The organism is Tessaracoccus terricola (genome assembly GCF_054776555.1).
The window spans coordinates 300,517-324,539 of sequence record NZ_BAAHBS010000004.1; the positions used below are offsets into that span (position 1 = coordinate 300,517).

Annotated in this window: 26 protein-coding genes; 13 read left to right on the plus strand and 13 right to left on the minus strand. The window is 69.6% G+C overall.

Annotated features, from left to right (window positions below; all coding sequences use genetic code 11):
- Window positions 1-6 precede the first annotated feature (6 nt).
- On the plus strand, window positions 7-876 hold the full coding sequence (locus ACYU7G_RS07145; protein ID WP_461106237.1) for a sugar phosphate isomerase/epimerase family protein: 870 nt from the start codon (window positions 7-9) through the stop codon (window positions 874-876).
- Window positions 877-1,269: 393 nt separating this feature from the next.
- Complete coding sequence (locus tag ACYU7G_RS07150; RefSeq protein WP_461106239.1) at window positions 1,270-1,803, plus strand: class C sortase; 534 nt, start codon at window positions 1,270-1,272, stop codon at window positions 1,801-1,803.
- Between the two features lie 207 nt (window positions 1,804-2,010).
- Here ACYU7G_RS07150 and ACYU7G_RS07155 read toward each other — a convergent pair whose 3' ends face one another.
- The 3 genes from ACYU7G_RS07155 to ACYU7G_RS07165 form a co-directional block, all read right to left on the minus strand.
- Window positions 2,011-2,685, minus strand: coding sequence for an SDR family NAD(P)-dependent oxidoreductase (locus ACYU7G_RS07155; protein ID WP_461106241.1), 675 nt, complete (start codon window positions 2,683-2,685; stop codon window positions 2,011-2,013).
- 11 nt (window positions 2,686-2,696) lie between these two features.
- Window positions 2,697-3,029, minus strand: coding sequence for a dihydrofolate reductase family protein (locus tag ACYU7G_RS07160; RefSeq protein ID WP_461106243.1), 333 nt, complete (start codon window positions 3,027-3,029; stop codon window positions 2,697-2,699).
- Between the two features lie 166 nt (window positions 3,030-3,195).
- Window positions 3,196-3,717 (minus strand): Dps family protein, encoded by a 522-nt coding sequence (locus ACYU7G_RS07165; RefSeq protein ID WP_461106245.1) that lies wholly within the window; start codon window positions 3,715-3,717, stop codon window positions 3,196-3,198.
- A gap of 198 nt (window positions 3,718-3,915) precedes the next feature.
- Here ACYU7G_RS07165 and ACYU7G_RS07170 point away from each other — a divergent pair, with 198 nt between their 5' ends.
- From ACYU7G_RS07170 to ACYU7G_RS07205, 8 genes are all read left to right on the plus strand, one after another.
- Window positions 3,916-4,848 carry an AEC family transporter gene (locus ACYU7G_RS07170; protein WP_461106247.1) on the plus strand — a complete coding sequence of 311 codons (933 nt, stop codon included), beginning with the start codon at window positions 3,916-3,918 and terminating at the stop codon, window positions 4,846-4,848.
- Between the two features lie 109 nt (window positions 4,849-4,957).
- Window positions 4,958-6,205 carry an ATP-binding protein gene (locus ACYU7G_RS07175; RefSeq protein ID WP_461107255.1) on the plus strand — a complete coding sequence of 416 codons (1,248 nt, stop codon included), beginning with the start codon at window positions 4,958-4,960 and terminating at the stop codon, window positions 6,203-6,205.
- A 176-nt stretch (window positions 6,206-6,381) separates the two neighbouring features.
- Window positions 6,382-7,329: a hypothetical protein gene (locus ACYU7G_RS07180; protein WP_461106249.1), complete on the plus strand. Its 948-nt coding sequence runs from the start codon at window positions 6,382-6,384 to the stop codon at window positions 7,327-7,329.
- Window positions 7,316-7,582: a sulfurtransferase TusA family protein gene (locus ACYU7G_RS07185; RefSeq protein WP_461106251.1), complete on the plus strand. Its 267-nt coding sequence runs from the start codon at window positions 7,316-7,318 to the stop codon at window positions 7,580-7,582. Before ACYU7G_RS07180 ends, ACYU7G_RS07185 begins: the two co-directional genes overlap by 14 nt.
- A gap of 49 nt (window positions 7,583-7,631) precedes the next feature.
- Complete coding sequence (locus ACYU7G_RS07190; RefSeq protein ID WP_461106253.1) at window positions 7,632-7,889, plus strand: type II toxin-antitoxin system Phd/YefM family antitoxin; 258 nt, start codon at window positions 7,632-7,634, stop codon at window positions 7,887-7,889.
- Window positions 7,886-8,290, plus strand: a complete 405-nt coding sequence (locus ACYU7G_RS07195) for a type II toxin-antitoxin system VapC family toxin (RefSeq protein WP_461106255.1) — start codon at window positions 7,886-7,888, stop codon at window positions 8,288-8,290. Before ACYU7G_RS07190 ends, ACYU7G_RS07195 begins: the two co-directional genes overlap by 4 nt.
- 14 nt (window positions 8,291-8,304) lie before the next feature.
- On the plus strand, window positions 8,305-9,408 hold the full coding sequence (locus ACYU7G_RS07200) for a Gfo/Idh/MocA family protein (RefSeq protein WP_461106258.1): 1,104 nt from the start codon (window positions 8,305-8,307) through the stop codon (window positions 9,406-9,408).
- A gap of 128 nt (window positions 9,409-9,536) precedes the next feature.
- Window positions 9,537-10,328, plus strand: coding sequence for an alpha/beta hydrolase (locus ACYU7G_RS07205; protein ID WP_461106260.1), 792 nt, complete (start codon window positions 9,537-9,539; stop codon window positions 10,326-10,328).
- A 16-nt stretch (window positions 10,329-10,344) separates the two neighbouring features.
- Here the strand turns inward: ACYU7G_RS07205 and glsA are convergent, their stop codons facing one another.
- The 3 genes from glsA to ACYU7G_RS07220 all read right to left on the minus strand — a co-directional run bounded on the left by glsA (window position 10,345) and on the right by ACYU7G_RS07220 (window position 13,362).
- Window positions 10,345-11,280: a glutaminase A gene (gene glsA, locus ACYU7G_RS07210; RefSeq protein ID WP_461106262.1), complete on the minus strand. Its 936-nt coding sequence runs from the start codon at window positions 11,278-11,280 to the stop codon at window positions 10,345-10,347.
- Between the two features lie 62 nt (window positions 11,281-11,342).
- A complete protein-coding gene (locus tag ACYU7G_RS07215; RefSeq protein WP_461106264.1) occupies window positions 11,343-11,633 on the minus strand; it encodes a hypothetical protein in 291 nt (96 codons plus the stop codon).
- Between the two features lie 220 nt (window positions 11,634-11,853).
- Window positions 11,854-13,362: a DEAD/DEAH box helicase gene (locus ACYU7G_RS07220; protein WP_461106266.1), complete on the minus strand. Its 1,509-nt coding sequence runs from the start codon at window positions 13,360-13,362 to the stop codon at window positions 11,854-11,856.
- Between the two features lie 262 nt (window positions 13,363-13,624).
- Between ACYU7G_RS07220 and ACYU7G_RS07225 the strand changes: the two genes are divergently transcribed.
- Window positions 13,625-15,316 carry a hypothetical protein gene (locus ACYU7G_RS07225; protein ID WP_461106268.1) on the plus strand — a complete coding sequence of 564 codons (1,692 nt, stop codon included), beginning with the start codon at window positions 13,625-13,627 and terminating at the stop codon, window positions 15,314-15,316.
- 20 nt (window positions 15,317-15,336) lie between these two features.
- Here ACYU7G_RS07225 and ACYU7G_RS07230 read toward each other — a convergent pair whose 3' ends face one another.
- The 4 genes from ACYU7G_RS07230 to ACYU7G_RS07245 form a co-directional block, all read right to left on the minus strand.
- Window positions 15,337-15,936 carry a TetR/AcrR family transcriptional regulator gene (locus ACYU7G_RS07230; RefSeq protein ID WP_461106270.1) on the minus strand — a complete coding sequence of 200 codons (600 nt, stop codon included), beginning with the start codon at window positions 15,934-15,936 and terminating at the stop codon, window positions 15,337-15,339.
- A gap of 9 nt (window positions 15,937-15,945) precedes the next feature.
- The gene (locus ACYU7G_RS07235) at window positions 15,946-17,514 is read right to left on the minus strand and encodes a PH domain-containing protein (RefSeq protein ID WP_461106272.1); all 1,569 of its coding nucleotides are present in this window, start codon (window positions 17,512-17,514) and stop codon (window positions 15,946-15,948) included.
- On the minus strand, window positions 17,511-18,026 hold the full coding sequence (locus ACYU7G_RS07240; RefSeq protein WP_461106274.1) for a PH domain-containing protein: 516 nt from the start codon (window positions 18,024-18,026) through the stop codon (window positions 17,511-17,513). The genes ACYU7G_RS07235 and ACYU7G_RS07240 overlap by 4 nt, the downstream gene beginning before the upstream one ends.
- Window positions 18,027-18,093: 67 nt before the next feature.
- Window positions 18,094-18,804 carry a MerR family transcriptional regulator gene (locus ACYU7G_RS07245; RefSeq protein WP_461106276.1) on the minus strand — a complete coding sequence of 237 codons (711 nt, stop codon included), beginning with the start codon at window positions 18,802-18,804 and terminating at the stop codon, window positions 18,094-18,096.
- Window positions 18,805-18,845: 41 nt separating this feature from the next.
- Here ACYU7G_RS07245 and ACYU7G_RS07250 point away from each other — a divergent pair, with 41 nt between their 5' ends.
- Window positions 18,846-19,304, plus strand: coding sequence for a DUF6194 family protein (locus ACYU7G_RS07250; RefSeq protein WP_461106278.1), 459 nt, complete (start codon window positions 18,846-18,848; stop codon window positions 19,302-19,304).
- Between the two features lie 7 nt (window positions 19,305-19,311).
- On the opposite strand, the gene ACYU7G_RS07255 is transcribed toward ACYU7G_RS07250, so the two are convergent.
- A complete protein-coding gene (locus tag ACYU7G_RS07255) occupies window positions 19,312-19,923 on the minus strand; it encodes an alpha/beta hydrolase family protein (protein ID WP_461106280.1) in 612 nt (203 codons plus the stop codon).
- A gap of 53 nt (window positions 19,924-19,976) precedes the next feature.
- Between ACYU7G_RS07255 and ACYU7G_RS07260 the strand changes: the two genes are divergently transcribed.
- The gene (locus ACYU7G_RS07260; RefSeq protein WP_461107256.1) at window positions 19,977-20,519 is read left to right on the plus strand and encodes a YbaK/EbsC family protein; all 543 of its coding nucleotides are present in this window, start codon (window positions 19,977-19,979) and stop codon (window positions 20,517-20,519) included.
- 7 nt (window positions 20,520-20,526) lie between these two features.
- Here the strand turns inward: ACYU7G_RS07260 and ACYU7G_RS07265 are convergent, their stop codons facing one another.
- Together ACYU7G_RS07265 and ACYU7G_RS07270 are read right to left on the minus strand one after the other, a co-directional pair.
- Window positions 20,527-21,624: a COX15/CtaA family protein gene (locus ACYU7G_RS07265; RefSeq protein WP_461106282.1), complete on the minus strand. Its 1,098-nt coding sequence runs from the start codon at window positions 21,622-21,624 to the stop codon at window positions 20,527-20,529.
- Window positions 21,625-21,932: 308 nt separating this feature from the next.
- On the minus strand, window positions 21,933-23,978 hold the full coding sequence (locus ACYU7G_RS07270; protein ID WP_461106284.1) for a DUF4185 domain-containing protein: 2,046 nt from the start codon (window positions 23,976-23,978) through the stop codon (window positions 21,933-21,935).
- Window positions 23,979-24,023: the final 45 nt, after the last annotated feature.

The following is a 24,023-nucleotide window of genomic DNA, read 5'->3' on the forward strand; positions in this document are numbered from 1 at the left end:
CCCCGGATGAACACGCTCGGGATCCACTCGCTCGTCTTCGCCGGGGACACCGAACTGGACTCGGTCCGCGAGACCGTGGCCAAGTCGAAGGAGGCCGGCTTCGACCTCGTGGAGTTCTCCCTCCACGACGGCTTCGCCGCCGACACCGCGGAGGCGGCGCGCCTGGTCTCCGAAGCCGGTCTCGAGGTGGCATGCTCCCGCGGGCTCGCGCCCGACGCCGACGTCTCCAGCGAGGACCCGGCCGTCGTCGAACGTGGCCTGGAACTGGTGATGGAATCCATCCGCATCAGCAACGAACTGGGGGCCAAGGTGCTCACCGGGGCGCTGTACGGGGCTTTCGGGAAGGCGACCGCGCCGCTGAGCAGCGCCGGCCGGGCCAACATCGTCGCCAGCCTGAAGGAGGCCTCGCAGGAGGCCGCCAAGGTGGGGATGACACTCGGGCTGGAGGTGTGCAACCGGTACGAGACCAACGTTGTCAACACCGCCGCCGACGCGCTGGTGCTGGCCGACGACATCGGCGCCGACAACGTCATGGTCCACCTGGACGTCTACCACATGAACATCGAGGAGGAGGACTTCGTCAGGCCCGTCAAGCTGGTGGGGGACCGGTTGGGGTACGTGCACATCGGCGAGAACCATCGCGGCTACCTCGGTGCGGGCCACGTCGACTTCGCGTCGTTCTTCCGCGCACTGGCGGACATCGACTACACCGGAGGGATCACGTTCGAGAGCTTCTCGAGTGCCGTGGTCATGCAATCCCTGAGCAACGACCTTGCAATCTGGCGCAACACCTGGTCCGACGGCATGGCCCTGGCGAGACAGGCCAACACCATGCTGCGTGGATGGATCGAGGCCTCGCACGCTGGCGCTCGATAACGATTTGGTATCGCCATCTGGTGCCCCGGCTCGTTCAGGAGCAAGATGACAGCCAGGTTCCCGTGCGGGGGACCGACGACGCCGCGCTGAACTTCGGGGGAATGGTCAGCGCGGCGTCCAGCGCCCGGGACAGGCCCGTCACGGTGGCAGAAGCGTCAAAATTCTCACCGAGTGCACGGCGAACATCTGCCGGTCCCCCAGCCGCCGAGCGACTCCTCGCGGACGGCTCTGGTGAAGGGGGGAGGCCTCCAGCGCCGGGACCCACGCGATGGTGGGGGAGCCCATCGACCACAGCATGGCCCTGCTGTTGCGCCGTCGCGGAGTCCCCGACCAGCCTTCAGCTCGCGCCAACTGAGGGGCAGGCATGCACTGCGAGCCGACATGGTGCTCCCCGTGACCACTTGGCACCGGGGACTGCTGCTGAAGCGCGCCGTCTACCACGGCACCAGCGACGAGACCCTCATGATGGGTGTCGGCCACCTCGAGGGCACGGCCCTGCCGGTCGGGGGAGTGGGGATGCACTCCGTGCTCACCGCGCACCGCGGCCTGGCGTCTGCCACCATGTTCGACCGGCTCAACGAACTGGGCATCGGCGACGAGTTCAGCATCGAGGTCTTCGGCGAGGTCCTCAGCTACCAGGTCCGCGCCACCCAGGTGGTGCAGCCCGAGGACACCGAGACTCTTTTCCCCGAGGTCGGCTCCGACCTCGTCACCCTCGTCACCTGCACCCCCCTCGGTGTCAACAGCCACCGCATCCTCGTCACCGCCGAGCGCGTCACCCCCACGCCGCAGGTGGTGCTCGACTCCGCCGGCGCGGTTCCCGTGGTCCCGTTCCCCTGGTGGGCGGTCATCCTGGCGGGTGGCATCGTGCTGGTGGCCGGCTACCTCTTGGTGACCCGCCGCCCCCGCCCCTCGCTGGTCGAGTAGGGCGCCCAGCGCCCGTGTCGAGACCCACCCAGTCAGTTGCCCTGAGGTGCGAGCGAAAGCGAGCCTCGAAGGGCGTCTCACCCGCAGTCGTGGTGACCAGCGTCCGTACGAAAGCGATTTCGAGGCTCTGGAGGACCGCTCAGCGGCGTGTCGCGGAGCCCTGTCACCATGGGCCTGGCGTGCCTGCCGTGGCGGCTGACCGATTCGCTACTCGCGCCCTTCTTCGAGCGGGATCAGCATCGTCCTGAACTCGCCGGGTGTGGTGTGCAGCTGCCAGATGCGTTCTGCAACACCGTCGATGCCGTTGGGCACCTGGAGCTTCGGGATGGATCCCGGGATGACCAGCTGCACCACGCGCACGCCCTCGTCGGCCAGGGCCTCGTGGAGCATCTCGCCGTAGGCGCTCTCGGCCGGGAACGCCACTGACGTGCCGGAGAAACCCGCACGTGCCTTCACCGACGTGCCGCCGTTGATCAGGATGATCGTGCCGTCGCCCGCCGCGCGCATGGCAGGCAGCACCACGCGGGCCGCCGTGATCAGTCCCAAGGCCGAGAAACTCAGCGCGTCGAGTGCGAGCTCGGGGGTCAGGTCGAGCACAGGCTCCAGGTAGGCGCGTGCCGGGAGTGGGCTGTACTGCAGGGCGGTGATCGGGCCCAGGTCCGCCGCGGCGGAGGCGAGCGCCTGCTCGAGGGCTGCTGCGTCGCGCACGTCGGCCGAGTACCCGCGCGCGGTCACGCCGTCGTCGGCGAGTTCAGCTGCCAGCGCGTCGAGCTTCGACTGGTCGCGCGAGATCAGCGCAACAGCGAACCCCTCGCGCCCGAACCTCCGTGCCACCGCGGCGCCCAGGCCGGGTCCTGCTCCCACAATTGCCAGCGTTGCCATCTGAGCCTCCATCAGTGAAACCGGTGTCTGTGCCCGACCCTAGTCGGTGGCTGTTCGGGCATGCTCGGCGCCCCTGTTGACGGTTGTAGTCCAGGGGGTCTCTTGTGGGCCACGGCCTCGGCGGCGTCGTCGCCCGGCCCGGCGGCGGCTGCTGCGAACTCGGCGAACTGTCGGTAGGTGTTGGCGCCCATCAGGAGCGTGTAGGTGTCCTTGGGTTGCTGGTCCAGCCACGCGAGGTACTCGGGGCCCTGCAAGCCCCACCAGCCCGGCCAGCCCTCCGTGCTGCCGTAGCCGTCGAGGGACATGATGAAGTCCACCAGGAGTTCCTGCTGATTCTGGTTCATGGTTGCCTCCGTTGCTCAGTATGCGCTCCGGTGGCGGCATGCAACAGCCCCGGACCGAGCTGGTCCGGGGCTGTTGCTTTAGGTGTCCTTCGAGGCTCGCTGGCGCTCGCACCTCAGGACAACTGGTGGCTGGCGCTCGCACCTCAGGACAACTGAGGCGGCTGGATCACACCTGACGCGGGATGCTGCTGTTGGCGACGCGGTTCTCGGCGTCGATCATCCAGGCGAGCTGTTCGATGCGCTCGAGGATGGTGTGCAGGATGTCCGCCGTGGTGGGGTCCTCTTCGTCGACCTCGTCGTGGATGCGACGGGCCGTGCCGGCCACCGCGTACAGCGAGGCGACGATGGCGTCCACCGTGTCAGCCGTGTCCACCTCGTCGGCGGTGGGCTGGGGGAGGCTGGTCTGCTCGGCGACCGTCTTGATCCGGGCGTCCGGGGTGGCGTAGATCGCGCGCATGCGCTCGGCCACCACGTCGGTGAACTCGCGGGCGGCGTCAACCACCTCGTCGAGCACCAGGTGGGTGTCGCGGAAGTTCTTGCCGACGACGTTCCAGTGGAGCTGCTTGCCCTGGATGTGGAGATCGGTGAGGTCGACCAGCATCTGCTGCAGGTGGCCCGCCAGCTTCTCCGAAGCCTGGAAGGCCGGGTGCGCGGTGTGGGCGTCCTTGCGGTTGAGTGTCTGGGTCATGATGTTTTGCTCCCATCTCTCTTGTGGTTCGTTGGTACCCATTCTCCTCCACTTTCTTGAATGATTCAAGAAAAGGCAGGCTTGCCTAAGTTGGGTTTGAGCGTCAGCAGGGCCCTTCGGGGCTCGTTGCCACTAGCACCGCAGGGCGACTGGCAGGGGTGGGTGCCGTGATGCGAGAGGATGGGTCAGGAGGTGGCGATGCTCGACGTGTTGGCGGTGGTGGTGCCGCTCTACGTGCTCATCCTGCTGGGCCTCGCGGCCGGCGGGGCGAAGCCGTTCCAGGGCGCCGACGTCAGCCTCAACGCCTTCGTCTACTGGTTCGCGCTGCCGGCGTTCCTGTTCGACGCCATCGTCGAGGCGCCGTCGGGAGACGGGTTGCCGCTGTCCTTCTTCGTCGTCACGTTCCTGGTCACGTTCGGGTTCTCGACGCTGGTTTGGTTCGGCGCCCGGCTGACGGGGCTGCGAAACATCGCGGGGAAGCTCACGCTCTCGGCCGGGTACGGCAACGTCGGCTACTTCGCGTTCCCGCTGATCCTCAGCCTGCTCGGGCCCGAGGCCGCGCTGCCGATGGCGCTCGGCTCCATGGTGCACAACATCATCTTCATGGTCGGCTACCCGGCGCTCGCCTCCGCCGGCCAGGCCGAGCCCGGCAGGCTGCGCCAGGCACTGCTCAAGGCCGGTCCTTACAACCCGGCGGTCATCGTCGTCGTGCTGGCCATCGTCGTCAGGGCGTTCGGTGTGGCGGTGCCGGAGGTGGTGGCCGAGCCCATCTCGCTGCTGGCGCAGTCGGTGATCCCCGTGGCGCTGTTCGCCATCGGACTGGCGCTGCGCCCGGCCATCAAGGCGCTGCGGACCGGGGGAGCGTCGCTGCTGGCCATCCTGTCCGTCTCCCTGCTCAAGGTCATCGCCCTACCGCTGCTGACGTGGCTGGCGGCGCACTTCCTGATCCCCGACCCCACCGGCGTCCTCACCGCCACCCTCGTGCTGCTGGCCTGCATGCCCACCAGCGCCACGTCGTTCACGCTCTCGCAGGAGTTCGACGGCGACGGGCATCTGGTTGCTGCCGTCGTCGCCGTCTCCACGGTCCTGGCGCTGGTGACCGTGTCCGTGTTCAGTGCCCTGGTGGTGTGATCCCGGAAAAGTGACGTGGTTCGCTACTGAAAAACGACGTGGTTCAGTCCAGAAAAGCAACGTGGTTAAATCCGGAAAAGTGACGTGGTTCGTCTATGCTGGGGACATGATGGGACGTTACAGGGAACGGGTAGTGGATGCGGAGTTGGCACGGGCGCTCCGAATCAGCTCGGCTGTGAACATCGTAGGACCCAGGGCCTGCGGCAAGACGACCACCGCCAATCGCGTGGCCGCCTCGCGCCTAGTGCTGGACGATTCGGATGCGAACACGCTTGCCCAAGCCCGGCTCAGTCCGCCAAGGATGCTGGAGGGGGAGGAGCCGCGACTCCTGGATGAGTGGCAATTGGTCCCCGAACTCTGGGGTGCGGTGAGGCGCGAGGTGGACCGGGACAACCGTCCCGGAAGATTCCTGATGTCGGGATCGGCCTGGCCCGATGACGATGCTCGGCGGCACTCAGGCGCTGGGCGGATAGTGGACCTGAGGATGAGGCCCATGAGTCTGTGGGAGTCGGGCCAGTCCACGGGGGAGCTGTCTCTGAATGGCTTCGCGGCGGGCGAACCACAGCAGGGCGGGGTGTCGTCCCTCACTGTGGCTCGGGCAGCTGAGGAGGTGGTGCGGGGAGGTTGGCCGGGCTGGCTTGAGCTGGAACCCGCCGACGCCGCCTATCGCACTCGGGCGTACCTGAACGCGCTCAGCCAGCGAGATTTTCCTCTGGTCGCGGGTTCCCGACGGGCACCGGAAAGGCTCCTGGACTTCGTGCGGGCGTACTCGTCGCTGACAGCACACCCTGCGCCGTTGTCCACGGTTGGGAAGAGGTTGGCCGACGAGGGCGTGGACGTGGGGAGAGACTACCCGGGCCTGTTCCACGATTTCGCCTCCCGGCTGTTCCTGGTTGAGGACCAGCCGGCGTGGTCCCCGGGGAGGCGTTCGCGTACGCGGCTGGTGGCCAGCCCGAAGCGTCACCTGGTTGACCCGTCGCTGGCGGCCGCGAGCATGGGTATGTCAGCCGACGGGCTAATGTCAGACCCTGAGACGTTCGGGTATCTCTTCGAGTCCATGGTGGTGCGTGACCTCCGGGTCTATGCCCAGGCCGGTGATGCCAACGTGCTCCACTACCGAACCCATGATGCTGCCAGTGAGGTCGACGCCATCGTGGAGTACAGCGATGGCCGGTGGCTCGGGGTGGAAGTGAAGCTCGGGTACGCCGCGGCCGAGGAAGCGGCGGACAGGCTCCTGCGTACTGCGCGGGCGATCAACCGCGAGCCGACGGCGCTGCTCGTCGTGGTGCCGGACGGGCCAGCCGTCCAGTTGCCGAACGGGGTTTGGATCGCCCCGCTTGGGCTACTGGGGCCATGATGCTGCTGCCGGCCCGCCCCAGTTGATTGGTTCAAGGACGGTGTAACCGAGGACTCCAACAGTGAAGCTCTCGGTTACATGGACCCAGGCGACCGCGCGAGACCCCCGGTTTGTACACGCCGCAGCGTCCTAACGTGTGGAAAACACACCGCTTCGGCTGGACTGGGGGTCTGGAGATGAGCTCGACTGACGCAAGGGACCTGGCGGACCTGAGGTCCGTCAGCGGCATGCAGGTGATCGTGAAGCAGGAGACGCCGTTCCTGCCCAAGGTGGCGTTCACGCTGATCACGCTCGCCTCACTCGCGGGCGCCACCCTGACGGGCACGCTCGCGGGGCTCACCCCGTTCCAGGTGGCCGTGCGCTGGATCAGCCTCTGGGTGATCGGGCTGGCCGGCGGGTTCGCCGTCTGGCGCGTGTTCTACCTGCGCGATACCGACCCGGATGCCGAGCAAGCCGCCGTCGACGCCCTCAACGCCACCGCGCTGAGCCGGGCCACGCTGGTGGGTCGGGTGCTGGCGCCGCTGGTGCTGCTCGGCGCGTTCGGTCCCGTCCTCACCCCCTACCTGGAGCCGCAGCCGCTGCTGCGGTGGGGACTGGTGGCCGCCATCGTCGGCAGCGCGGCTGCGCTGCTGGCCGGGATCCGGCACCGTGCCGCGGGGCACGTCGTGTGGGTGCTCAGTCTGGCCACCGTCGTCGCCTGGGCCTACGCCGACGCGGGCACCGGCTGGGAGGGCTGGGTCCGGCTCGGGCACCTCGCCGCCTTCACGCTCTGGCTGGGCGGGGCGGTCTGGAACATCTGGGTGGCGATGCCGGCCGGGCGCCGGCACCCGAACGTCGACGCCGTCGTCGCGGGCGCGCACCAACTGGACCGGTTCCGCTGGGTGGTCCGGTTCGCGCTGCCCACCATCATCATCACCGGCCTGATCATGGCCGGCGTCTACCGCGTGCTGCCGCTCGAGTGGTGGCTCCAGTTCCCGGGCGTCCTCATCCCCGGCAAGGTGCTGGCCATCGTCGCCCTCGTGGTGGTGTTCATCACCTGCCCGCTGTTCCGGCACTGCTCCCCGGTGCAGGGCGTGTGCGACCTCGACGATCTCAACCCCGAGGCCGAGCATGCCTCGCACTGACGCGGTCACACTCCTGGACAACCGGGCCGCGCCCTGCGCCGTCGGACTGATCCGCGCCGACCGCCTCATGCGCACCCTCTCCGAAGGCGACGTCCTCGAAGTCCTCAGCCGGGACCGGTTCGCGCCCATGGAGGTGCCGCTGTGGGCAGAGACGGAGGGCCACGTCGTCGAGGCGCGGGAACGTACCGGTATCTGGCCGCGCCGGTACTGGCGGTTCCGAATCCGCAATGTCGCGCGGGCGGCTGCTGGCTGACGTCGCGCGGAAGGTAGATGTTGGTAGATAATCGGCGTATCATGGTTTCATGAAGACGATCACGGTGGCTGAGTTGCGCCAGAACCCCACTCCGGCTCTCGACGCGGTGGCTGGCGGAGCCAGCCTGACCGTGACCAAGCACCGTCGGCCCGTGGCGATGCTGGTCCCTGCCGAGGACGATGCACCCGTGAGGATTCAGCCAGCTGTGAATCCGTCACCCTCCCAGCTGGCAGCGCGACCGCGGCCCTCGCTGCACTCCTACGAGGAGACTGAGTCCCTTCTCGACGAGATGGCTTCCGAGTGGTGACCCGCCTCTACTTGGACACCTCGGTCGCTGTGCACGCGCTGCGTGGGACGCCCGCGGCAGAGCGCTGGTTCGACGAGGCGGCTAATGCGCAGGAGGCGGAACTCGTGTCCTCGCGGATCCTTCGGACGGAACTGACACGGGTTCTGCGCCGGGACCGGCAGCCTGTGGCTGACAGGGACCTCATTCTGGACCACGTGGCCACAGTGCCGCTCAATGACTCCATCCTCACCATCGCGGAGACCATCAGCGAACACGTGAAGACTCTCGACTCGATTCACCTGGCCTCAGCACTGGTACTGGGGAGCGGCGTGACGGTGGTGTCCCACGACGAGAACCTGAAGCGGGTTGCAGAGGTCCTGGGACTCGAGACACTGGATCCGCTTGTCCCAGACGAACCTTGAGCCTTGGAGGGCCCATGGACCATCCCATCCGATTCGCCATCACCGGCTGCGGCTACATCGGCGCTGAGCTGGCCCGCGTCGTCGCCGCGCATCCGGGCGCTGAACTCGTGGCGGCACACAGCGGCTCGGGCGTCGGGGCTCGGCGGGTGGCCGACGAGTTGGGCTGCGAGGTCTCGGACACCCTGGAAGAGCTCGTGGTGCGTGACGACGTCGACGCGCTCATCGTCGCCACCCCCAACCACCTCCACCGCGAGCCGGTGGTGCAAGCCGCCCGCAACGGCAAGCACGTGTTCTGCGAGAAGCCGTTCGCGTTGTCGGTGTCCGACGGCGAGGCGATGGTCGCGGCCTGCGACGCCTCCGGGGTGAGGCTGATGCTCGGGCACACCATGCGCTTCTTCAGCGGCATCCGCCGGGTGAAGCAGTGGATCTCTGACGGTGTGATCGGCCGACCGCTGGTGGCGCACGCCGAGCGCACCGGCTGGGAGGAGCCGCGCGAGGCGGTGTCGTGGAAGAAGCAACAGGCCAGCTCCGGTGGGCACCTGTTCCACCACATCCACGAGATCGACCTCATGCTGTGGCTCATCGGCGACGTCGCCGCCGTCAGCGCTGTCGGGGACAACTTGGCCCACCGCGGCACCGGTCACGGCGACGAGGACGACGTGGTCCTGCTTACCCTCGAGTTCGCCGGCGGAGGGTTCGCCACCATGCAGTACGGCTCCGGCTTCCGCTGGGGCGAGCACTTCGTCAAGGTCAACGGCACCGAGGGTGCCGTCCGGGCGGACTTCCAGGCCGGCACCGTCCAGCTCAAGCGCGGCAGCGCCGAACCCGAGACGTTCCCGCTGTTCGACGACCCCGAGAGCCAGGAGTCACTGCTGTCCCTGTTCCGCAGCACCGACGGCGGCAGTGCCTACGGTGGTCCAACCGACCGGCCCGGTGCCTACGTGCGCAGGGCGCTGGAGGAGGAGATGGCCGACTTCATCGCCGTCCTGCGCGGCGCTCCCGTGCCCGAGGAACGACGGATGCTGTTCGACGGCTCTGCCGGTCTCGCGTCGGTGCGGGTGGCGGAGGCGGCGCTGCGCTCGATGCGAGCACGGGAGCGCGTCGACGTCGACGGTTGACCGTAGGGTTGGTGGATGCGGATGAAGAGGGCGTTGGGAGCGGCGGGCTGGTTGTTGGCGGGCGTGGGGCTGGGTGTCGGCGGGCTGGCCGGTTTCACCGCCTGGACGCTGAACGGGCCCAGGCGACCGTGGCCGAACTACACGTTCACCCCGTTCGAGCTGGGGGTGCCGGCGGAGGACCTGCGCTCACCGCATCCGACGGCGTCGACCTCGCAGGCTGGTGGCTGGATCGCCCCGAGTCCGCCACCGTCGTCATCTGCGCCCACGGGCATCGCGGGAACAAGTCCGACATGCTGGGGATCGGCACCGGCCTGTGGCGTGCCGGCCACAGCGTGGTGCTGTTCGACTTCCGCGGCAACGGGGACTCCGGCGACGGCCCGCAGTCCCTGGCCCACCACGAGCAGCGGGACCTCACAGCCGTCGTGGACCTGGTGCGCGAGCGTCGCCCGGACGCCCGGATCGCGGTGGTCTCGTTCTCGATGGGCGCGTCCACGGCCATCCTCGCCGCGGCCGAGGATCCGCGGATCGAGGCGCTGGTGGCCGATTCCCCCTTCGCGACCCTCAGCGACGTCGTCGCCACCGGCTACCGGCGCCATCGCCTGCCGAGTGAACCGCTCATCCCCGTCGCCGACCTCGTGAACCGCCTGCGCTACGGCTACGCCTTCGCCGAGGTGCGCCCCCTGGACAGGGTCGCCGCCATCTCGCCCCACCCCCTCCTGCTGCTGCACGGCACCGAGGACCGGATCATCCCCTACGAGCACGCGCTGCAGTTGGCCCAGGCCGCCGAGCCCGGGCCGGTGGAGCTGGTCACCTTCGACGGGGTGGACCACTGCGGTGGGTACTTCGAGGACCGCGCCGGCTACGTCGCGCTGGTGGCGGACTTCCTTGACCGCTGGCTGGGGACCGAACGGATGAGCTGAGCGGTGCGTCCGCTGGTCAGAGCTGGGCGAGGCCGGGGCGCAACAGGTGCAGTCCCAACCCGTCGGAGAGCAGCTCGAGGGCGCGGATGCCTCGAACCGAGCTGCCGTGCTGGTCCAGTCTGGGGGAGTAGGTGGCGATCCCGCAGGTGCCGGGGACGGCCGCGATGATGCCACCGGAGACGCCGCTCTTGCCGGGGAGGCCGACTGCAGTCACCCACTCACCCGCATCGTCGTACATCCCACAGGTCATCATCACGGACAGGACCTGGCGGGCAGCCTGGGACGTGAACGCCTGGTCGTCGGTGCCGGGCACGACGCCGTCGTGGGCGAGCGTGGCGGCCATCCTGGCGAAGTCGACGGTGGTGGCCTCGATGGCGCACTGGCGGGTGTAGCCCTCGACGACGTCGTGCGGGTCCGCGTCCAGGACGCCCAGGGCCTTGAGGAGGTGGGCGATGCCGAGGTTGCGGTCCGCGGCCGCGAGCTCCTCCTCGAAGAGCTCCTCGTTGACGGACAACTCGCGCCCCGCCATGCGGGACAACAACTCGTGGAGGGACTGGAACCTCTGGGCGCAGTTCCCTCCGGGCAGCAGCGCGTGGACCGTCAGCGCCCCGGCGTTGATCATGGGGTTGTCGGGACGGTCGCCCTCGGCCAGCGAGATCCGGTTGAAGGCGTCGCCGGACGGTTCGACATCGACGTGGCGGAAGACCTCGTCCAGGCCGACGGTGTCGATCGCCAGGCCGTAGGTGAATGCCTTCGACATGGACTGGACAGGGAAGGCGACATCCGCGTCGCCTGCGCTGACGTGCTCGTCCTCGACAGCCACCAGGGCCAGTGCGGTCAGTTCCGGGTCGATGCCCCGGCTGGCTTCGAACTCGTGGCTATCGCCGTCGTCGAGTTCCCTGACCTGCTCCACGATGTGGTCCAGGCGTTGGCGGAGGGCGTGGGTGTCCATGCCGTTCACCCTACGGGCCGCGCCCGGGGGTGTGGCGGGTGACGCCTCGCTCCTGGGTGTGCTCAGTTCGCGGCGGTGGCCGTGCCCAGGGCGCGGAGTTCGTCGGCGGTGATCAGCACGGTTCCGCCCGCCGGGTTCAGCAGGACTCCGGCGTGGCCGTCGGCCAATGCTGCGCGGGCGATGTGGGCGAACGTCGTCGCCTGCGCACCGATGCCTGGCGCCCAGGCCCAAGCCTCTGCCGGTGAGGTGCAGGCAACCGTGACAGTCCCGCGCTCCGGGTCTGTCGTCGTGACCGTGGAGACGCCGACGAGTTGGCCCGCCTCGTCGCGGTGCTCCCGGAACGGGACGAACATGACCGGAGCGTTGCCCACCAACTCAAGCAGTTGGTCCCAGGGCAGCGAGCGCTCCAGCAGTGCGGTCTTGAGGCGGGTGTTGGCCGAGGGCTGCTCGCTGCCGCTCGCACCTCAGGGCAACTGAGATGGCGCTCGCCCCTCAGGGGAACTGAAAGGAGTCAGGGCAACTGAAAGTGGGGCGCCGGACTCATCGAGCCCGGCGCCCACTCGGCTGCGCCTGTCAGCGGGAGCGGAAGCTCCTGGAGAAGTCAGCCGCGCTGCGGGTGCTGCCCGCGGGGGCGCCGCTGCGCGATCCGTTGGACGCACCGGCCGACGCGCCGCCACGGCCACGACGTCGCGAACCACCGCTGCCGGCCGGACGCTGCCCGCCGGAATGCTGGCCGCCGTCGCCGGGGTGCCCGTTCTGGCCGCGGTTGGAGTTGCCCTGGCCACGGCCGCCCTGGCCGCCACGACGGCCGCCACCGGAGCCGCCGCCGGAGCGACGACGACCGCCGCCGCTGGGCTGCAGCTGGGCCGGCTTGTTGTTGACGCCGGACAGCTCGGCCGCCTCGTCGGCGCTCAGGTAGGTGCGGGCGCCGGGGGCGAGGACGCTGAGGATCTCGTGCCCGGGGGTGGCGTTGGTGAAGGTGGGCGTGATCTTCGCCTGGCGCAGCAGCGAGCGGACGTCGTTGCGCTGGCTCGGCAGCTCGAGCGTCACGACGGTGCCGGCGTTGCCCGCGCGGGCCGTGCGGCCGGAGCGGTGCAGGTAGGCCTTGTGCTCGGTGGGCGGGTCGGCGTGCACGACGAGGCCGACGTCGTCGACGTGGATGCCGCGGGCGGCGATGTCGGTGGCGACGAGGGTCTGCACGCGGCCCGAGTGGAACGCGTCCATGTTGCGGGTGCGGGCGTTCTGCGACAGGTTGCCGTGCAGGTCCACCGTCGGGATGCCCATGCCGATGAGCTGCTTGGCCAGCTTCTTCGCGCCGTGCTTGGTGCGCGTGAAGATGATGGTGTTGCCCGGGGCGGCGGCCAGCTCGGCCAGCACCTGGGTGCGGGAGTCGGTGTCGATGCGCAGGACGTGGTGGTCCATGGCCGCGACGGGGGAGTGCTCCGAGTCCGCCTCATGCGTGATGGGGTTGTGCAGGAACTGCTTCACGAGGGTGTTGACGCCCGCGTCGAGGGTGGCGGAGAACAGCATGCGCTGCCCGCCGTTCGGGGTGGCCTGCAGGATGCGGCGGACGCCGGGCAGGAAGCCCATGTCAGCCATGTGGTCGGCCTCGTCGATGACGGTGATCTCGATGGCCGACAGGTCCGCGAGGCCTTGGCCCATCAGGTCCAGGAGGCGGCCCGGGCAGGCGATCAGGACGTCGACGCCGCGCTGCAGCGCCTTGGCCTGCGGGTTCTGGCCCACGCCGCCGAACACGACGGTGGAGGTGAGGCCCGCGGGCTTCTCGAGGGTGACGAGGGACTCGTGCAGCTGGGTGGCCAGCTCACGCGTGGGGGCGAGGACCAGCGAGCGCGGCTTCTTGGCCTGCTTCGGCTTGTTCGACTCGACCAGACGCGCCACCAGCGGCAGCAGGAACGCGAACGACTTCCCCGAGCCCGTGCGGCCACGGCCCAGGACGTCGCGCCCGGACAGCGAGTCCGGCAGCGTCGCGGCCTGAATGGGGGTGGGGGTGGTGATGCCACGTCCCGCGAGGGCGGAGACGAGGTTTGCGGGCACGCCGAGGCGTGCGAAATCTGAAGACAAGTGGGTACCTATCGGGAGTTGTCTCACCGGGGTGCAAATGCTGTGAAGCGAAAGCGGCGACCTGCAGGATTTGGATTGACCTGCGCGCCAGCGGTCCGAGGCAAGACTGGGCGGACCGACGAATGAATGTTACCAGTGTGCGGTGGTTGGCAACGAATCGGCACGCCGGGGGAGGCATGTCGCCGTGCCTTGCCGTGATCCTGTCGGGGATCCCGGTTAGGCTCGGGTCCGACGTCGTATGTGGTCCATCGGAGAGCCTGGTATGTCTCGAACACGGTTGTTGGTCGCCCTTCTAGTGGCGGTGCTGGTGGCGCCGCTCGCCCTGTTGGCGCAGCCGTTGACGGCGCAGGCCGAGGTGGACATCTACACCACGCCCGGAACACACCACGTCAACGGCCGCGAGTGGCGCACCACCTGCGAGCCGTACTCCCAGACCAAACGGTGCCGCACCGAGATCAAGGCCACCACGATCACCTTCACCGGCGGCCGGTACGTCAGCACCCAGGGCTGGGTGTTCAACAACCTCACCTACGCCGCGTCGTCGCGAGCGCTGTGGGAGCGCAACCCGCTCGGCGCGAACGGCGTCGTCGGCGGGGCAGTGACCTGGACCGGCGACGACGGCCGCCAGTGGCGCACCGAGTGCGACACCGCCCTCACCGGCCGGCACGGCTGCCGCTCCTTCGCCCGGGCCGACGTGATCGAGCGCACCGACACCGGGTACCGCCGGGTGAACAAGTGGGTCTTCAACAACATGGTCCGGTTCACCATCCCACCGGCGGGGCCCGTGGTGCACCCGAAGGCACCGCCGATGACGACGGCGCCCGCGTTCCTCGAGGGCCGCCGCCACTTCCGGCTGGCCACGGTGGTGACCCTGCCGAACAATCCCGGCGGTCAGGCCAAGGGGACGGCGCGCGTCGCCAACATCGAACTGGACCCGGGCGGCAAGCTCGGGACGTTCCGCGAGCGCTACTGGAACTACACCTTCGACGACGCCGTCGAGAAGGACTACGGCAGGTTCCGCACCCCCATCCCCAACCAACCCACCGGCTGCATCTCGAGCGACAAGGACCGACGCGACCGGGTGCTGCTCGGCCTGCCGCCGTTGCGCGAGGGCACCTGCGACGTCCGCACCGCCCGGACCTTCCTGCAGTCGCCGACGGTGCGCACCGGCACCTACGAGGCCATCACCGGTGCTGGGGGCAACCGCATCAAGCTCTACTGGGACGGCAGCGGCACCACCGAGACCTACCTGGACACCACCGAGCCCGACGCCACCCACAGCGAACTGCGCCTGGTGGGGCAGAACCGCGCTGGCGCTGTCGAGGCCATCGGCTTCATGTTCGGCTCCACCCGGGCGCCCGGCGCCGGCCGCTCACTCGCCCCGCAAGCGGACGCCAACGTCACGTGGGTCTCGCCCCGCTCGGTGGACGCCGACGAGGTGGACCAGTCGCCGTTCCCCACCGACGCCGGCGGTGAGGGCAACACGCTGTGGGTGCAGACCGTCGGCAGCCCAGAACTGGTTCCCGTGGGGCAGGGGTTCCACCTGCGCGAGTACATCGCCACGGGCGCCGGGTGCATCGTCACGCCGCCCGAGTCCCGCGGCCGCTCCCACCCCGACGGCTGGCACGCCTACATGTGCCCGCTGCCCGACGACGGGAGGATGGTGTGGCACCACATGGTGGCCTGGCACGTCGCCGAGGGGCACGAACTGTGTACCGAGTGGAAGCCCGGCACCCCCGTCGACGAGCACGTCGCCCGCTGCATGGACGAGTCCTACCGCACCGCCGACTACGCCATGCCCGCCCGCCCCGGCGGCCACGTCTACGAGGCGCTGCAGATCATCGACGACACCGACGCCGTCGTGGGCATGCTCGGGCTGGAGACCAGCCTCTACTCCCACAAGGTCTCGTCCTACTCCCAGCTGGGGGTGTTCGTCGCGGTGGCTCCGCGGTAGGGCCTGTGCCCGTCCTGGTCTCAGGCGAGCCCGCGGAACATGTAGTCGAGGATCTCGGCCCGCAACTCGGTGATGTCGGCATCCAAGTCGCGCTGGACGGCCGTGATCGCGATGTCCAGCAGGGACTCGACGATGGTGACGGCGGCCTCGATCGGCAGGGGCCGGAAGCTGCCCGCGGCCATGCCGTCGGTGAGGATGGAGCGCAGCAATGCGCTGTCCTCCTCGGAGGTCATCAGGTACAGGGGGGTGCCGTCGGCTGTTCGGTGCGAGACGAGGATCGCGACGGCGGCCGCGACGCCGTGGCGGTGGGTGTCGATGTGGGCGAGGTATGCCTCGGCGTACCCGCGGAGCCGGGCCTCGGGCGTCGTCCCGTGCTGGACCGCCTCCCACACGGCGGTGCCGAGGGCACCGAAGACCTGGTCCGCCACCTGCAGCAGCAGGGCGTCCTTGGAGCCGAAGTAGTAGACAATGGCGCTCTTCGCCACGCCCGCGCGGGCTGCGATCTCGGACAGCGAGGCGCCGGCGTACCCGATCTCGTTGATGGTGGTGACGGCGCTCCCGATGATCTGCGCACGGCGGGCTGCCTCGGTGAAGGTTGGCTGGGTCTCCGCAGGGGGCATGCGCAGAGTCTAGGCCGCGCGAGCCGTCGGACCGGCCGGCAGGAACTCCTCGAGCAGTCCCGGTGCCGCTTGCATCGCGAGCCCGAATGCCTCCTCGGCCGCCACGTCGGGTGCCTCGTAGATGCACCATCCCGCCGCGGTCAGCGCCGAGACGGTGCTGAGGCCGAGCCTGCGCTGCAGCACTGACTGGCGGACCGCGATCGTGCTGACCGCGTCGCGGCGCAACGCCGACGTCGTGCGGCTCAGCAACCCGGAGCGCACGACGAGGTACTCACCCGAGATCGCGTGCCCGAGTGCCCGGTAGGCCACCACCGCGCCAGCCAGGGCGAGCGGCCACACCCCGAGCGCCGCCCACAACACCCACAGGGGCACGGCCCCGGTGACGGCGGGCGGGGCGAGCACGCCGACCACCGCGAGGGTGAACAGCGTGGCCCACCACAGGCGACGGCGCAGGGCCGTGCGCGGATGTGGCCGCAGGGGAGCGGCGAAGGGGGAGGGGGTCCCGAGCGCCTGCTCGGCGATGGCGAGCGCCACGCCTCTGGGGCCGCGCGGCAGGATCGCGGTCGGCTCCGACATGTCCCACACCCCCAGACCGGTGGTGATGACGTTCGTGTCCGCCATCCTCATCCACCGCCACAACAGCGGCTCGCCGATGGACAGGCCGCGGATCCTGGCCTCGTCGCGGTTCACCTCCCGGGTGCTGAACAGGCCACGGCGGGTGCGCAGGAAGCTGCCGTCGGCGGTGCGGACGCGGGCCAGTTCGAGGCCCCAGTTGGTCGCCAGGAAGTTGATGCCCATCCCTGCAGCCCCGAGGGCGCCCCCGCCCACCAGCGCCACCGCCACGGTCCCGAGCCATCCGAGTTCGTCCCAGTCGACGATTCGGGCGGAGAGCGCGAACAGGTCGATGCCGAAGGTCGCAGCGGCCCAGAACGCGCCCCAGAGCAGGCCCGCCGCCGTCAGGTAGGCCCAGATGTTGAACATGTTGTAGAGCGCCCACCACGGGCGCAGCGTCGCGAGCACCTCGACGTCGCGGGGCCCGGCGTCCTCGCGCTCCGGGTGCCCGGACGGCAGGGCGGCCGCTGGGACGGGAGGTGCTGCCTCGCGGAGCAGGACCCGGCGCAGCGCGTCCGCGTCCTCGCAGGTGAGGGAGTCGAGTTCCAGGACCGACTCCCCGGCGCTGTTGCGCTGCCCGGCCCCGATCGCCACCACCCGCAAGCCCGCGAGCCGGTGCCGCAGCTTCGCGTGGGTGTCCACGCTGCGGATGAGTTCACGCCGTGCCGATCGGTGCCGTCGCACCAGGATGCCGGTGCGGCGCTCCACGTGGGTGGGCGTCAACCGGTAGCGGGTGAACGCCCAGCGCACGGCGTCGCCAACTGCGCCGACCACGCCCCACGCCGCGATCACGACGAACGGCCACAGCGCCGCCCAACTCACCGACACCCCGAACGCGTAAACCGCCAGCGCGCCCGGAAGCAGGGAGGCCAGGCTCTTCGTCAGGTCCACCCAGATCACCCGGGCGCTCAGACGCTGCCACTCTGGTTGACCGGTGACGGGCGCGGGATTGGATTCTGCGCTCATGTGGCATCACCCTCCGAGAGTTCGGCCACCACCGACAACCGGGCCACCGCATCCTCGGCCACCGCCCTGTCCAACCCCGAGATCCTGATCGCCCCGTACGACGACGCGGTGGTCACCCGCAACGTCGACAGACCGAGCAACTGCTCCAGCGGACCCCGCACAGCGTCCACCGTCTGGATCCGTGAACTGGGCGCCACCCGCGACTCCTTCACCAGCCACCCGGTCACCGCGTAGGTGGCCTGCTCGGTGATCTCCCAGCGGTGCACGGCGTAGCGCCAGAACGGCTCCACCGCGAGCTTGGCCAGCAGGATCACCCCGACGGCGACGATGGGTGCCGCCAGCCAGACTCGGGCCGGTTCCCACAGCGCCGCCGCGGCAACCAAGCCGGCAAGGGGCAGCCCGCAGGCCAGTATCGCCCGCAGCAGCCACCACGCGATGGTGCGTCGCTCGATGCGTTGTCTCGGGAGCCGGATCTCGACAGCGCGGGCGAGGGCGTCAGTTGTCTCGGGCATGGGATTTCCCGTTCCGTTTGGCGGCAGTTGACCGATCGGTCTAATTATAGACCGAACGGTTAGCGGGTCAAGGGGTGACGACGTCCGCCAGCGTCGCCGATGCCCGCATGAGAAAGAGCGTTCGGTGCGTGATCTGCTCCAACCGGGCGTCGAGAGCCTCCAGGGACTCGGCCACGTCGTCGAGTTCCCGCAGCGCGGTGATGGCCCGCGTCACCTCGGGGATGCGGTAGCCGGCGGCGCGCAGTGCCGCGACGATGCGGGCCTCCCGGGCTGCGGCCACCGGGTAGTGGCGGGCCGACCCCGCCCGGGTCGGGATCCGCTCGGGCCGCACCAGGCCCTGCTGCTCCCAGAACCGCAGCGTGGAGGACCGGACACCGAGTGCCTGGGAGAGTTCTGTGATGGACATGGAGTCGGCTTCGGTGGGTGTGGCGTCGGTGGCTGCCTCGTCGCGGATGGCGCGGAGGGCGTCGCGTGCGGCCAGCGCCTGTTCGCGCTCGGCGGCGAGCCCCGTGTGGAGGGCGAGAACGGCAGCGGTGGCCTCGCCGGCCGGGAGGGTGCGGACCTCGCGCATCACTCGCCGCGCCGCCACGGGGCCGACGGCGTGGGCGAGCTGGCGGTAGGCCCGCAGGTCCCGCACGTGCTCGGCGGTGAAGACCCTGTACCCGTTGGGCTGCCGGGTGGCGGGCGCGATCACGCCGCGCGCCTCGAGCTGGCGCACCTGCTGGACCGAGTAGCCGCTGGCGGCCGCCACCCCGGACACACCCAAACCGTCTTCCACCGCTCAACCCTCCACAAGCACTTCAAGTTCACACTTGAACCATGACTATGGATCAACTGCTTGCCGAGATCCGTACCTTCGACGGCGTGCTGGAGCTCGCGCCCGCCGAGGGCGGGCCGTTCCCCGAGATCGCGTGGGGCGACCACTTCTTCTACTACGCGCCCGACGGCGAGGTGCCGCAGCGCGAACAGCCCTACGCCACCATCGTCACCAAGGACTACCCCGACGAGCCGAGCTCGGGACTCGATGCCCCCGACCGGTGGCGGCTGAACATCCACGTCGGCCGGGAGCGGTTCATCGAGCTCACGGGCGCCGACCCCAAGGAGGAGCCCGCCGACGTCGACCACACCGCCGCCGACGTCGTCGCGCCCCACCCCGTGTACCGAGCGCAGGGTTGGGTCAGCATCGTGAACCCGGGCGAGCGGACGAACGGACTAGTGCTCGAGCTGCTGCGCGAGGCGCACGAGGCGGCCCGGCGTCGGGCCGAGCGGCGCGGCTGAGGCCGGCTCAGCGCAGGAGGGACTGCAGCCAGTCGGCCACCGCGGTGCGAATGGTGGCGTGGTCCTTCTTCAGCGAGTGGTCGCCGGCGACGGTGACGAGCCGGCCGCCGGGTGGTGGCGTGGGTGTGCCGAACGGGTCTGAGGTGCCCTGGATGATCAGCGTGGGCACGGCGACGGCGTCGAGTTCCGGCTGCCTGGTCTTCTCCGGCTTGCCCGGCGGATGCGTCGGGAACGCCAGGCACAGCACGCCGGCGCTGCCGGTCTCCGTCGACGTCCGGCACGCCACCCGCGCACCGAACGAGCGGCCGCCGGTGACCAGCGGGAGGTCCTTGAACTCGCCGTCGTGCAGGGCTTCGGCGAGGGCCACCCACGCAACATCGGCCTGGGCGATCGGGCCCGGCAGTTTCCTGCCCGCCACCCGGTAGGGCTGCTCCACGAGCGCGACGGCGCAACCCTGGGTGAGTGCTGCTGTGGTGGCCGCGTGCAGGTCCGGTGCCGTGATCCCGCCGCCCGCACCGTGCGTGAGCAGCAGCAATGCCGTCGGATCCGATTCCGGGCGGTGGAGGTGGGAGCGCGCCGGCCCGAGGGGCGTGTCCACTTCTCGGGTCTCGGGCTCCATGGCGTCATCCTAGGTCGGTGTGGGCCGTGGCTAGGCTGGAAGGCGTGACTGAACTGAATTCTGACCTGCCCGGAAACCTCGACTGGAAGCCTGCCGCCGAGGGATCGGACCTGCTGGCGTCGCCGGTGGTCACGGCCCTCGCCGCGCTGGGGCTCGAAGCCTACGTCGCGCCCATCGACCCGGAACTGGCCGACACCGCCGCGTTCTGCGAGGCCTACGACGTGGAGCTGGCCGAGTCGTCGAACTGCGTGATCGTGGAGGGCCGACGTGGCGAGCGCACCACGCGCGCTGCCGTGATGGTGCTGGCCACGGACCGCGCGGACGTGAACAAGACCATCAAGAAGCACCTTGACGTGCGCAAGATCTCCTTCGCGCACATGGACACTGCCACGTCGCTCAGCGCCATGGAGTACGGCGGCATTACCCCCGTGGGCCTCCCCGCCGAGTGGCCCGTGCTCGTCGACCAGCGCGTGGCCGAGTCCGGCTGGGTGGTCGTCGGCTCAGGCATCCGCGGCAGCAAGCTCGCCGTCCGGGGCACCGACCTGCCCAGCCTCGCTACCGCCGAGGTGTTGGAGCTGGCGCTGCCCGTGGGGTGAGGCAGCCTCAGTCGGCGACGGGGACCGGGCGCTTCAGGCGGAGGACGACGACGGTGTAGGCCGCGGCGGACAGTGCCGCCAGCACCATGTGGATGCCGACCAGCAGCGCCGGCAACCCCTCGCGTGCCTGCCAGACGCCCACCACCACCTGGACGATGACGGCGGCGACGAGAACGAGGAGCCAGCCCTTGGGGTCCAGCTTCTTCGTCCACGCCAGCACCGTGAGCACCACCAGGAGTGCGGCAAGGATGTAGCCCGGCCACGAGTGCACGTGCGCCAGGAAGGTGGCGTCGAAGCCGTCGCGGATGACATTCGCATCGCCCGAGTGCGGGCCAGAGCCGGTGGTCAGCACGCCGAAGAAGATGGTGGCCGCCAGCGCCAGGCCGGTGACGTGGGTGAGGATCGCGAACCACTTCGGCACCGCCCGCTCACGCGGGCCGGGGACTGCGTACATGCGCACCAGGAATGCTGCAGTGACGCACACCAGCAGCAGCGACGACACGTAGTGGAAGCCGACGATCCACGGGTTCAGGCCCGTGAGCACCGTGATGCCGCCGACGAACGCCTGGGCCACGACGCCGACCAGGACGATCCACGCCAGCGCGGACAGGTCCTTGCGCTCGGGCGTCGTCCGCAGCGAGTGGAACGCGCCGACGATGGTCACCAGCAGCAGGCCGAGCGAGAAGAACGGGAAGCCGGGAACGCCGATGGCCGAGGCGATGCCGAAGCACACGCCACCTGCCGCGATGGCTCCGGCAGCGAAACCCAGGGCAGCCTTGACCGGGCGGCTGCCCCCCAGGGCGTGCAGCACCAGCAGCAGCACCGCGATGGCGAGGATCCCCACCAGACCGGTCATCAGCCGGTTGCCGAACTCGATCACGCCGTGGATGCCCTGCTCCGCCGTCGGCACCAAGGACTCAGGCGTGCACAGGGGCCACTCCGAGCAGCCCAAGCCCGAACCCGTCAGCCGCACCGCGCCGCCCGTGCCGATGATGATGACCTCCGCCAGGAACGACAGCCACGCCAGGATGCGCAGTGGTCGGCCGAACGTGATGGTCCCGCCCTGCCGGGCGGGGGAGTAGAGCGGGGCTGCGGTCTCAGGCATCTGTCCTCCGGTTGCGACGCGTGTCACAGCGCACGCATCGGGTCCAGCTTAGGTCCGGTGGTGGAGGGGATTCGACTCGGGGGTGGTGGTGTGGGTCGGGCTCCCTTGCCAGTTGTCCTGAGGAGCGAGCGGCAGCGAGCCTCGAAGGACGTGGCTCGGGGCCCTTCGAGGCTCGCTGCCGCTCGCACCTCAGGACAACTGGGGTGGGAACGCCCGCCTTGTCCGTTCCCGCCCGTCCTATCCGTTCCCGCCCGTCCTACTGGACAGGCGGGAACGAACAAGACGGGCGCAAAGTCCGCGCGGGTGCCCTAGCTGAAGCGGACGATGTTGTTGAACACCCACTTGGTGACCACGCGGTAGGTGTTGCCCACGCGCTCGACCACCTGCGCCTCGGCGTAGCTGCGGCAGCCGTTGCCCCCGGTCTGGGGCGTGTTGCACTCGGTGCGCCAGTTGCGGCCGTCGGTGCCGGTGAACTCACCGGGGGTGGCCAGCGGGTTGCCCACCCACAGCGACTTCGGCGACGGCATGTAGGTCAGGTTGTTGAACGCCCAGCCGTTGACCGCGTGGAAGTGGCCGTCGAGCTGCTTGATCTGGGTGGCCCAGATGAACGTCCAGCAGCGGTTGGTCTGCGAGTAGGGCTCGCACACCGTCATCCAGCGGCGCCCGTTGACGTCGTGGAACCCCGGCGTCACGTACAGGTCCTCGTCGGGGGCCTCGGTGGGCTCCTCGGTGGGCTCCTCGGTCGGTTCCTCCGTGGGCTCCTCCGTGGGTTCCTCCGTCGGCTCCTCGGTGGGCGGCGTGCCCGGGTCGCCGATGGCCACCAGGTTGAAGTTGTCGCCCTGCACCCAGCGGTCGGCGGTCATCGTCGAACCGGTGAACACCTCCAGCAGGGTGTGGGAGGCGCTGTTGAACTCGACGGTGAACTTCGTGTAGCCGTCGAGGTCTCCGAAGGTCTCTTCCGCGACGACGACGCCGCCCGGCCCGGTCTGCCGCACGCCGAGGAAGCCCTCACCCGCGCCGCCTCCGACCGAGTCGCCGGTGACCAGCCAGCCGGTGAGGCGGTAGTCCGTGTACGGGATGACGGCCACCGGCTGCACCACCTGCTGCGTGCCGGCGTTCATCCGCACCCAGAACTGGCGGAAACCAACCTTCGCCCAGGCGGAGTTGGTGTCGATGCCACCCTGGCCCTGCAGCGCCCAGCCGCCCTCGACGTTGAGCGCGTCACTCATCTCGAACGAGGCGTCGCGCAGCAGGTTGGGCCGCGTGACGGTGCCCGCGTCGTCGAGGCTGACGTGCATCAGTGCCACGTTGTACTCGTTCCAGATGGACAGTGCGAAGTACAGCTCATCGGCCTCGGACCACGGGTGGATGAACCCGCCGTAGAGGCCCGGGTACTCGGCCTGCGAGGCGAGCAACTGCTCGTCGCCCCACGAGGTGGGGGAGTCGCCGACGCGCAGCACCAGGTCCGCGTTCGAGTTCAGGTAGACCATGTGCCACTGGCCGGTCTCCTCGACGTAGCGCACGGACAGCTCGGCCACGGCGGCCGGGATCAGCTCCGCGACGGCCGAGTAGTCGTCGGTCCAGGCGGTGCCGTCCCAGTACTCGTAGGCGTCCTTGTCCAGCATGGCGTCCTCGACGACGCGGCCCACCGAAGCCGCACCCAGGCGGCCGTTCGGGGTGCCGAACATGTAGACGTAGCCGTCAGCCTGCGTGAACGCGACCATCTGGAACGGGTCGTCGTCGGCCTCGGTGTTCTCCCAGATCGGGGCGCCCTCGATGGACCAGGTCTCGCCGCCGTCGTCGGAGTAGGCGAGCTGGTTGAAGTTGGTCCACCACTCACCGGGCGGGCCCCACTCGCGCACGGACATGTAGGCCATGTACTGGCGGCCGTCCACCTCGATGCCGGCCGTGGGGATGGTGGTGTGCTCCTCGCCGGGGACCTTCAGCGAGCCCACGATCTCCGTCGCCTGGCCCGTCTCGTCGGTGAGTGCCCAGTCGAAGGCCATGCCGTCGGAGAGGTCGGTGTCCGAGGAGCGCAGCAGCACGTTGCTGCGCCAGTTGCCGGTGCCGGCGCCCGAGCCGCCGGGGACGGCGAACGTGTCGCCGAAGGCGGTCAGGACGTTGCCCGCGCCGTCGTCCCACATCACGCCCAGGTCCGTGGCGCCGATGTCCCAGACCTCGGCGGTGTCGGTGGTGGCTGCGGCGCCGGTCATCTCGTCGATGAGGACGGCGGGGGAGATGGGCGGTAGGTCGCCCTCGTCGGCCTGGGCGACGCCGAGCGTCACGCCCGTCGCCGCGAGGGCCCCAGAAGTTAGGGAGATGATAAAACGATTACTCACTTTGCTGCGCGTCATCGCTGTTCCTTCGGTAGTTCCGCATAGGGCCGCCACTTCGGCGTG

Coding starts and splice junctions, on each gene's coding strand:
- ACYU7G_RS07190 (WP_461106253.1), top strand. CDS start 7,632: ATGAAGACGATCACGGTGGCTGAGTTGCGCCAGAACCCCACTCCGGCT.
- ACYU7G_RS07155 (WP_461106241.1), bottom strand. CDS start 2,685: ATGGCAACGCTGGCAATTGTGGGAGCAGGACCCGGCCTGGGCGCCGCG.
- ACYU7G_RS07240 (WP_461106274.1), bottom strand. CDS start 18,026: ATGCCCGAGACAACTGACGCCCTCGCCCGCGCTGTCGAGATCCGGCTC.
- ACYU7G_RS07225 (WP_461106268.1), top strand. CDS start 13,625: ATGTCTCGAACACGGTTGTTGGTCGCCCTTCTAGTGGCGGTGCTGGTG.
- ACYU7G_RS07235 (WP_461106272.1), bottom strand. CDS start 17,514: ATGAGCGCAGAATCCAATCCCGCGCCCGTCACCGGTCAACCAGAGTGG.
- ACYU7G_RS07175 (WP_461107255.1), top strand. CDS start 4,958: ATGGGACGTTACAGGGAACGGGTAGTGGATGCGGAGTTGGCACGGGCG.
- ACYU7G_RS07145 (WP_461106237.1), top strand. CDS start 7: ATGAACACGCTCGGGATCCACTCGCTCGTCTTCGCCGGGGACACCGAA.
- ACYU7G_RS07230 (WP_461106270.1), bottom strand. CDS start 15,936: ATGCCCCCTGCGGAGACCCAGCCAACCTTCACCGAGGCAGCCCGCCGT.
- ACYU7G_RS07250 (WP_461106278.1), top strand. CDS start 18,846: ATGACTATGGATCAACTGCTTGCCGAGATCCGTACCTTCGACGGCGTG.
- ACYU7G_RS07180 (WP_461106249.1), top strand. CDS start 6,382: ATGAGCTCGACTGACGCAAGGGACCTGGCGGACCTGAGGTCCGTCAGC.
- ACYU7G_RS07160 (WP_461106243.1), bottom strand. CDS start 3,029: ATGAACCAGAATCAGCAGGAACTCCTGGTGGACTTCATCATGTCCCTC.
- ACYU7G_RS07270 (WP_461106284.1), bottom strand. CDS start 23,978: ATGACGCGCAGCAAAGTGAGTAATCGTTTTATCATCTCCCTAACTTCT.
- ACYU7G_RS07215 (WP_461106264.1), bottom strand. CDS start 11,633: ATGTTCGTCCCGTTCCGGGAGCACCGCGACGAGGCGGGCCAACTCGTC.
- ACYU7G_RS07185 (WP_461106251.1), top strand. CDS start 7,316: ATGCCTCGCACTGACGCGGTCACACTCCTGGACAACCGGGCCGCGCCC.
- ACYU7G_RS07255 (WP_461106280.1), bottom strand. CDS start 19,923: ATGGAGCCCGAGACCCGAGAAGTGGACACGCCCCTCGGGCCGGCGCGC.
- glsA (WP_461106262.1), bottom strand. CDS start 11,280: ATGGACACCCACGCCCTCCGCCAACGCCTGGACCACATCGTGGAGCAG.
- ACYU7G_RS07265 (WP_461106282.1), bottom strand. CDS start 21,624: ATGCCTGAGACCGCAGCCCCGCTCTACTCCCCCGCCCGGCAGGGCGGG.
- ACYU7G_RS07165 (WP_461106245.1), bottom strand. CDS start 3,717: ATGACCCAGACACTCAACCGCAAGGACGCCCACACCGCGCACCCGGCC.
- ACYU7G_RS07170 (WP_461106247.1), top strand. CDS start 3,916: ATGCTCGACGTGTTGGCGGTGGTGGTGCCGCTCTACGTGCTCATCCTG.
- ACYU7G_RS07200 (WP_461106258.1), top strand. CDS start 8,305: ATGGACCATCCCATCCGATTCGCCATCACCGGCTGCGGCTACATCGGC.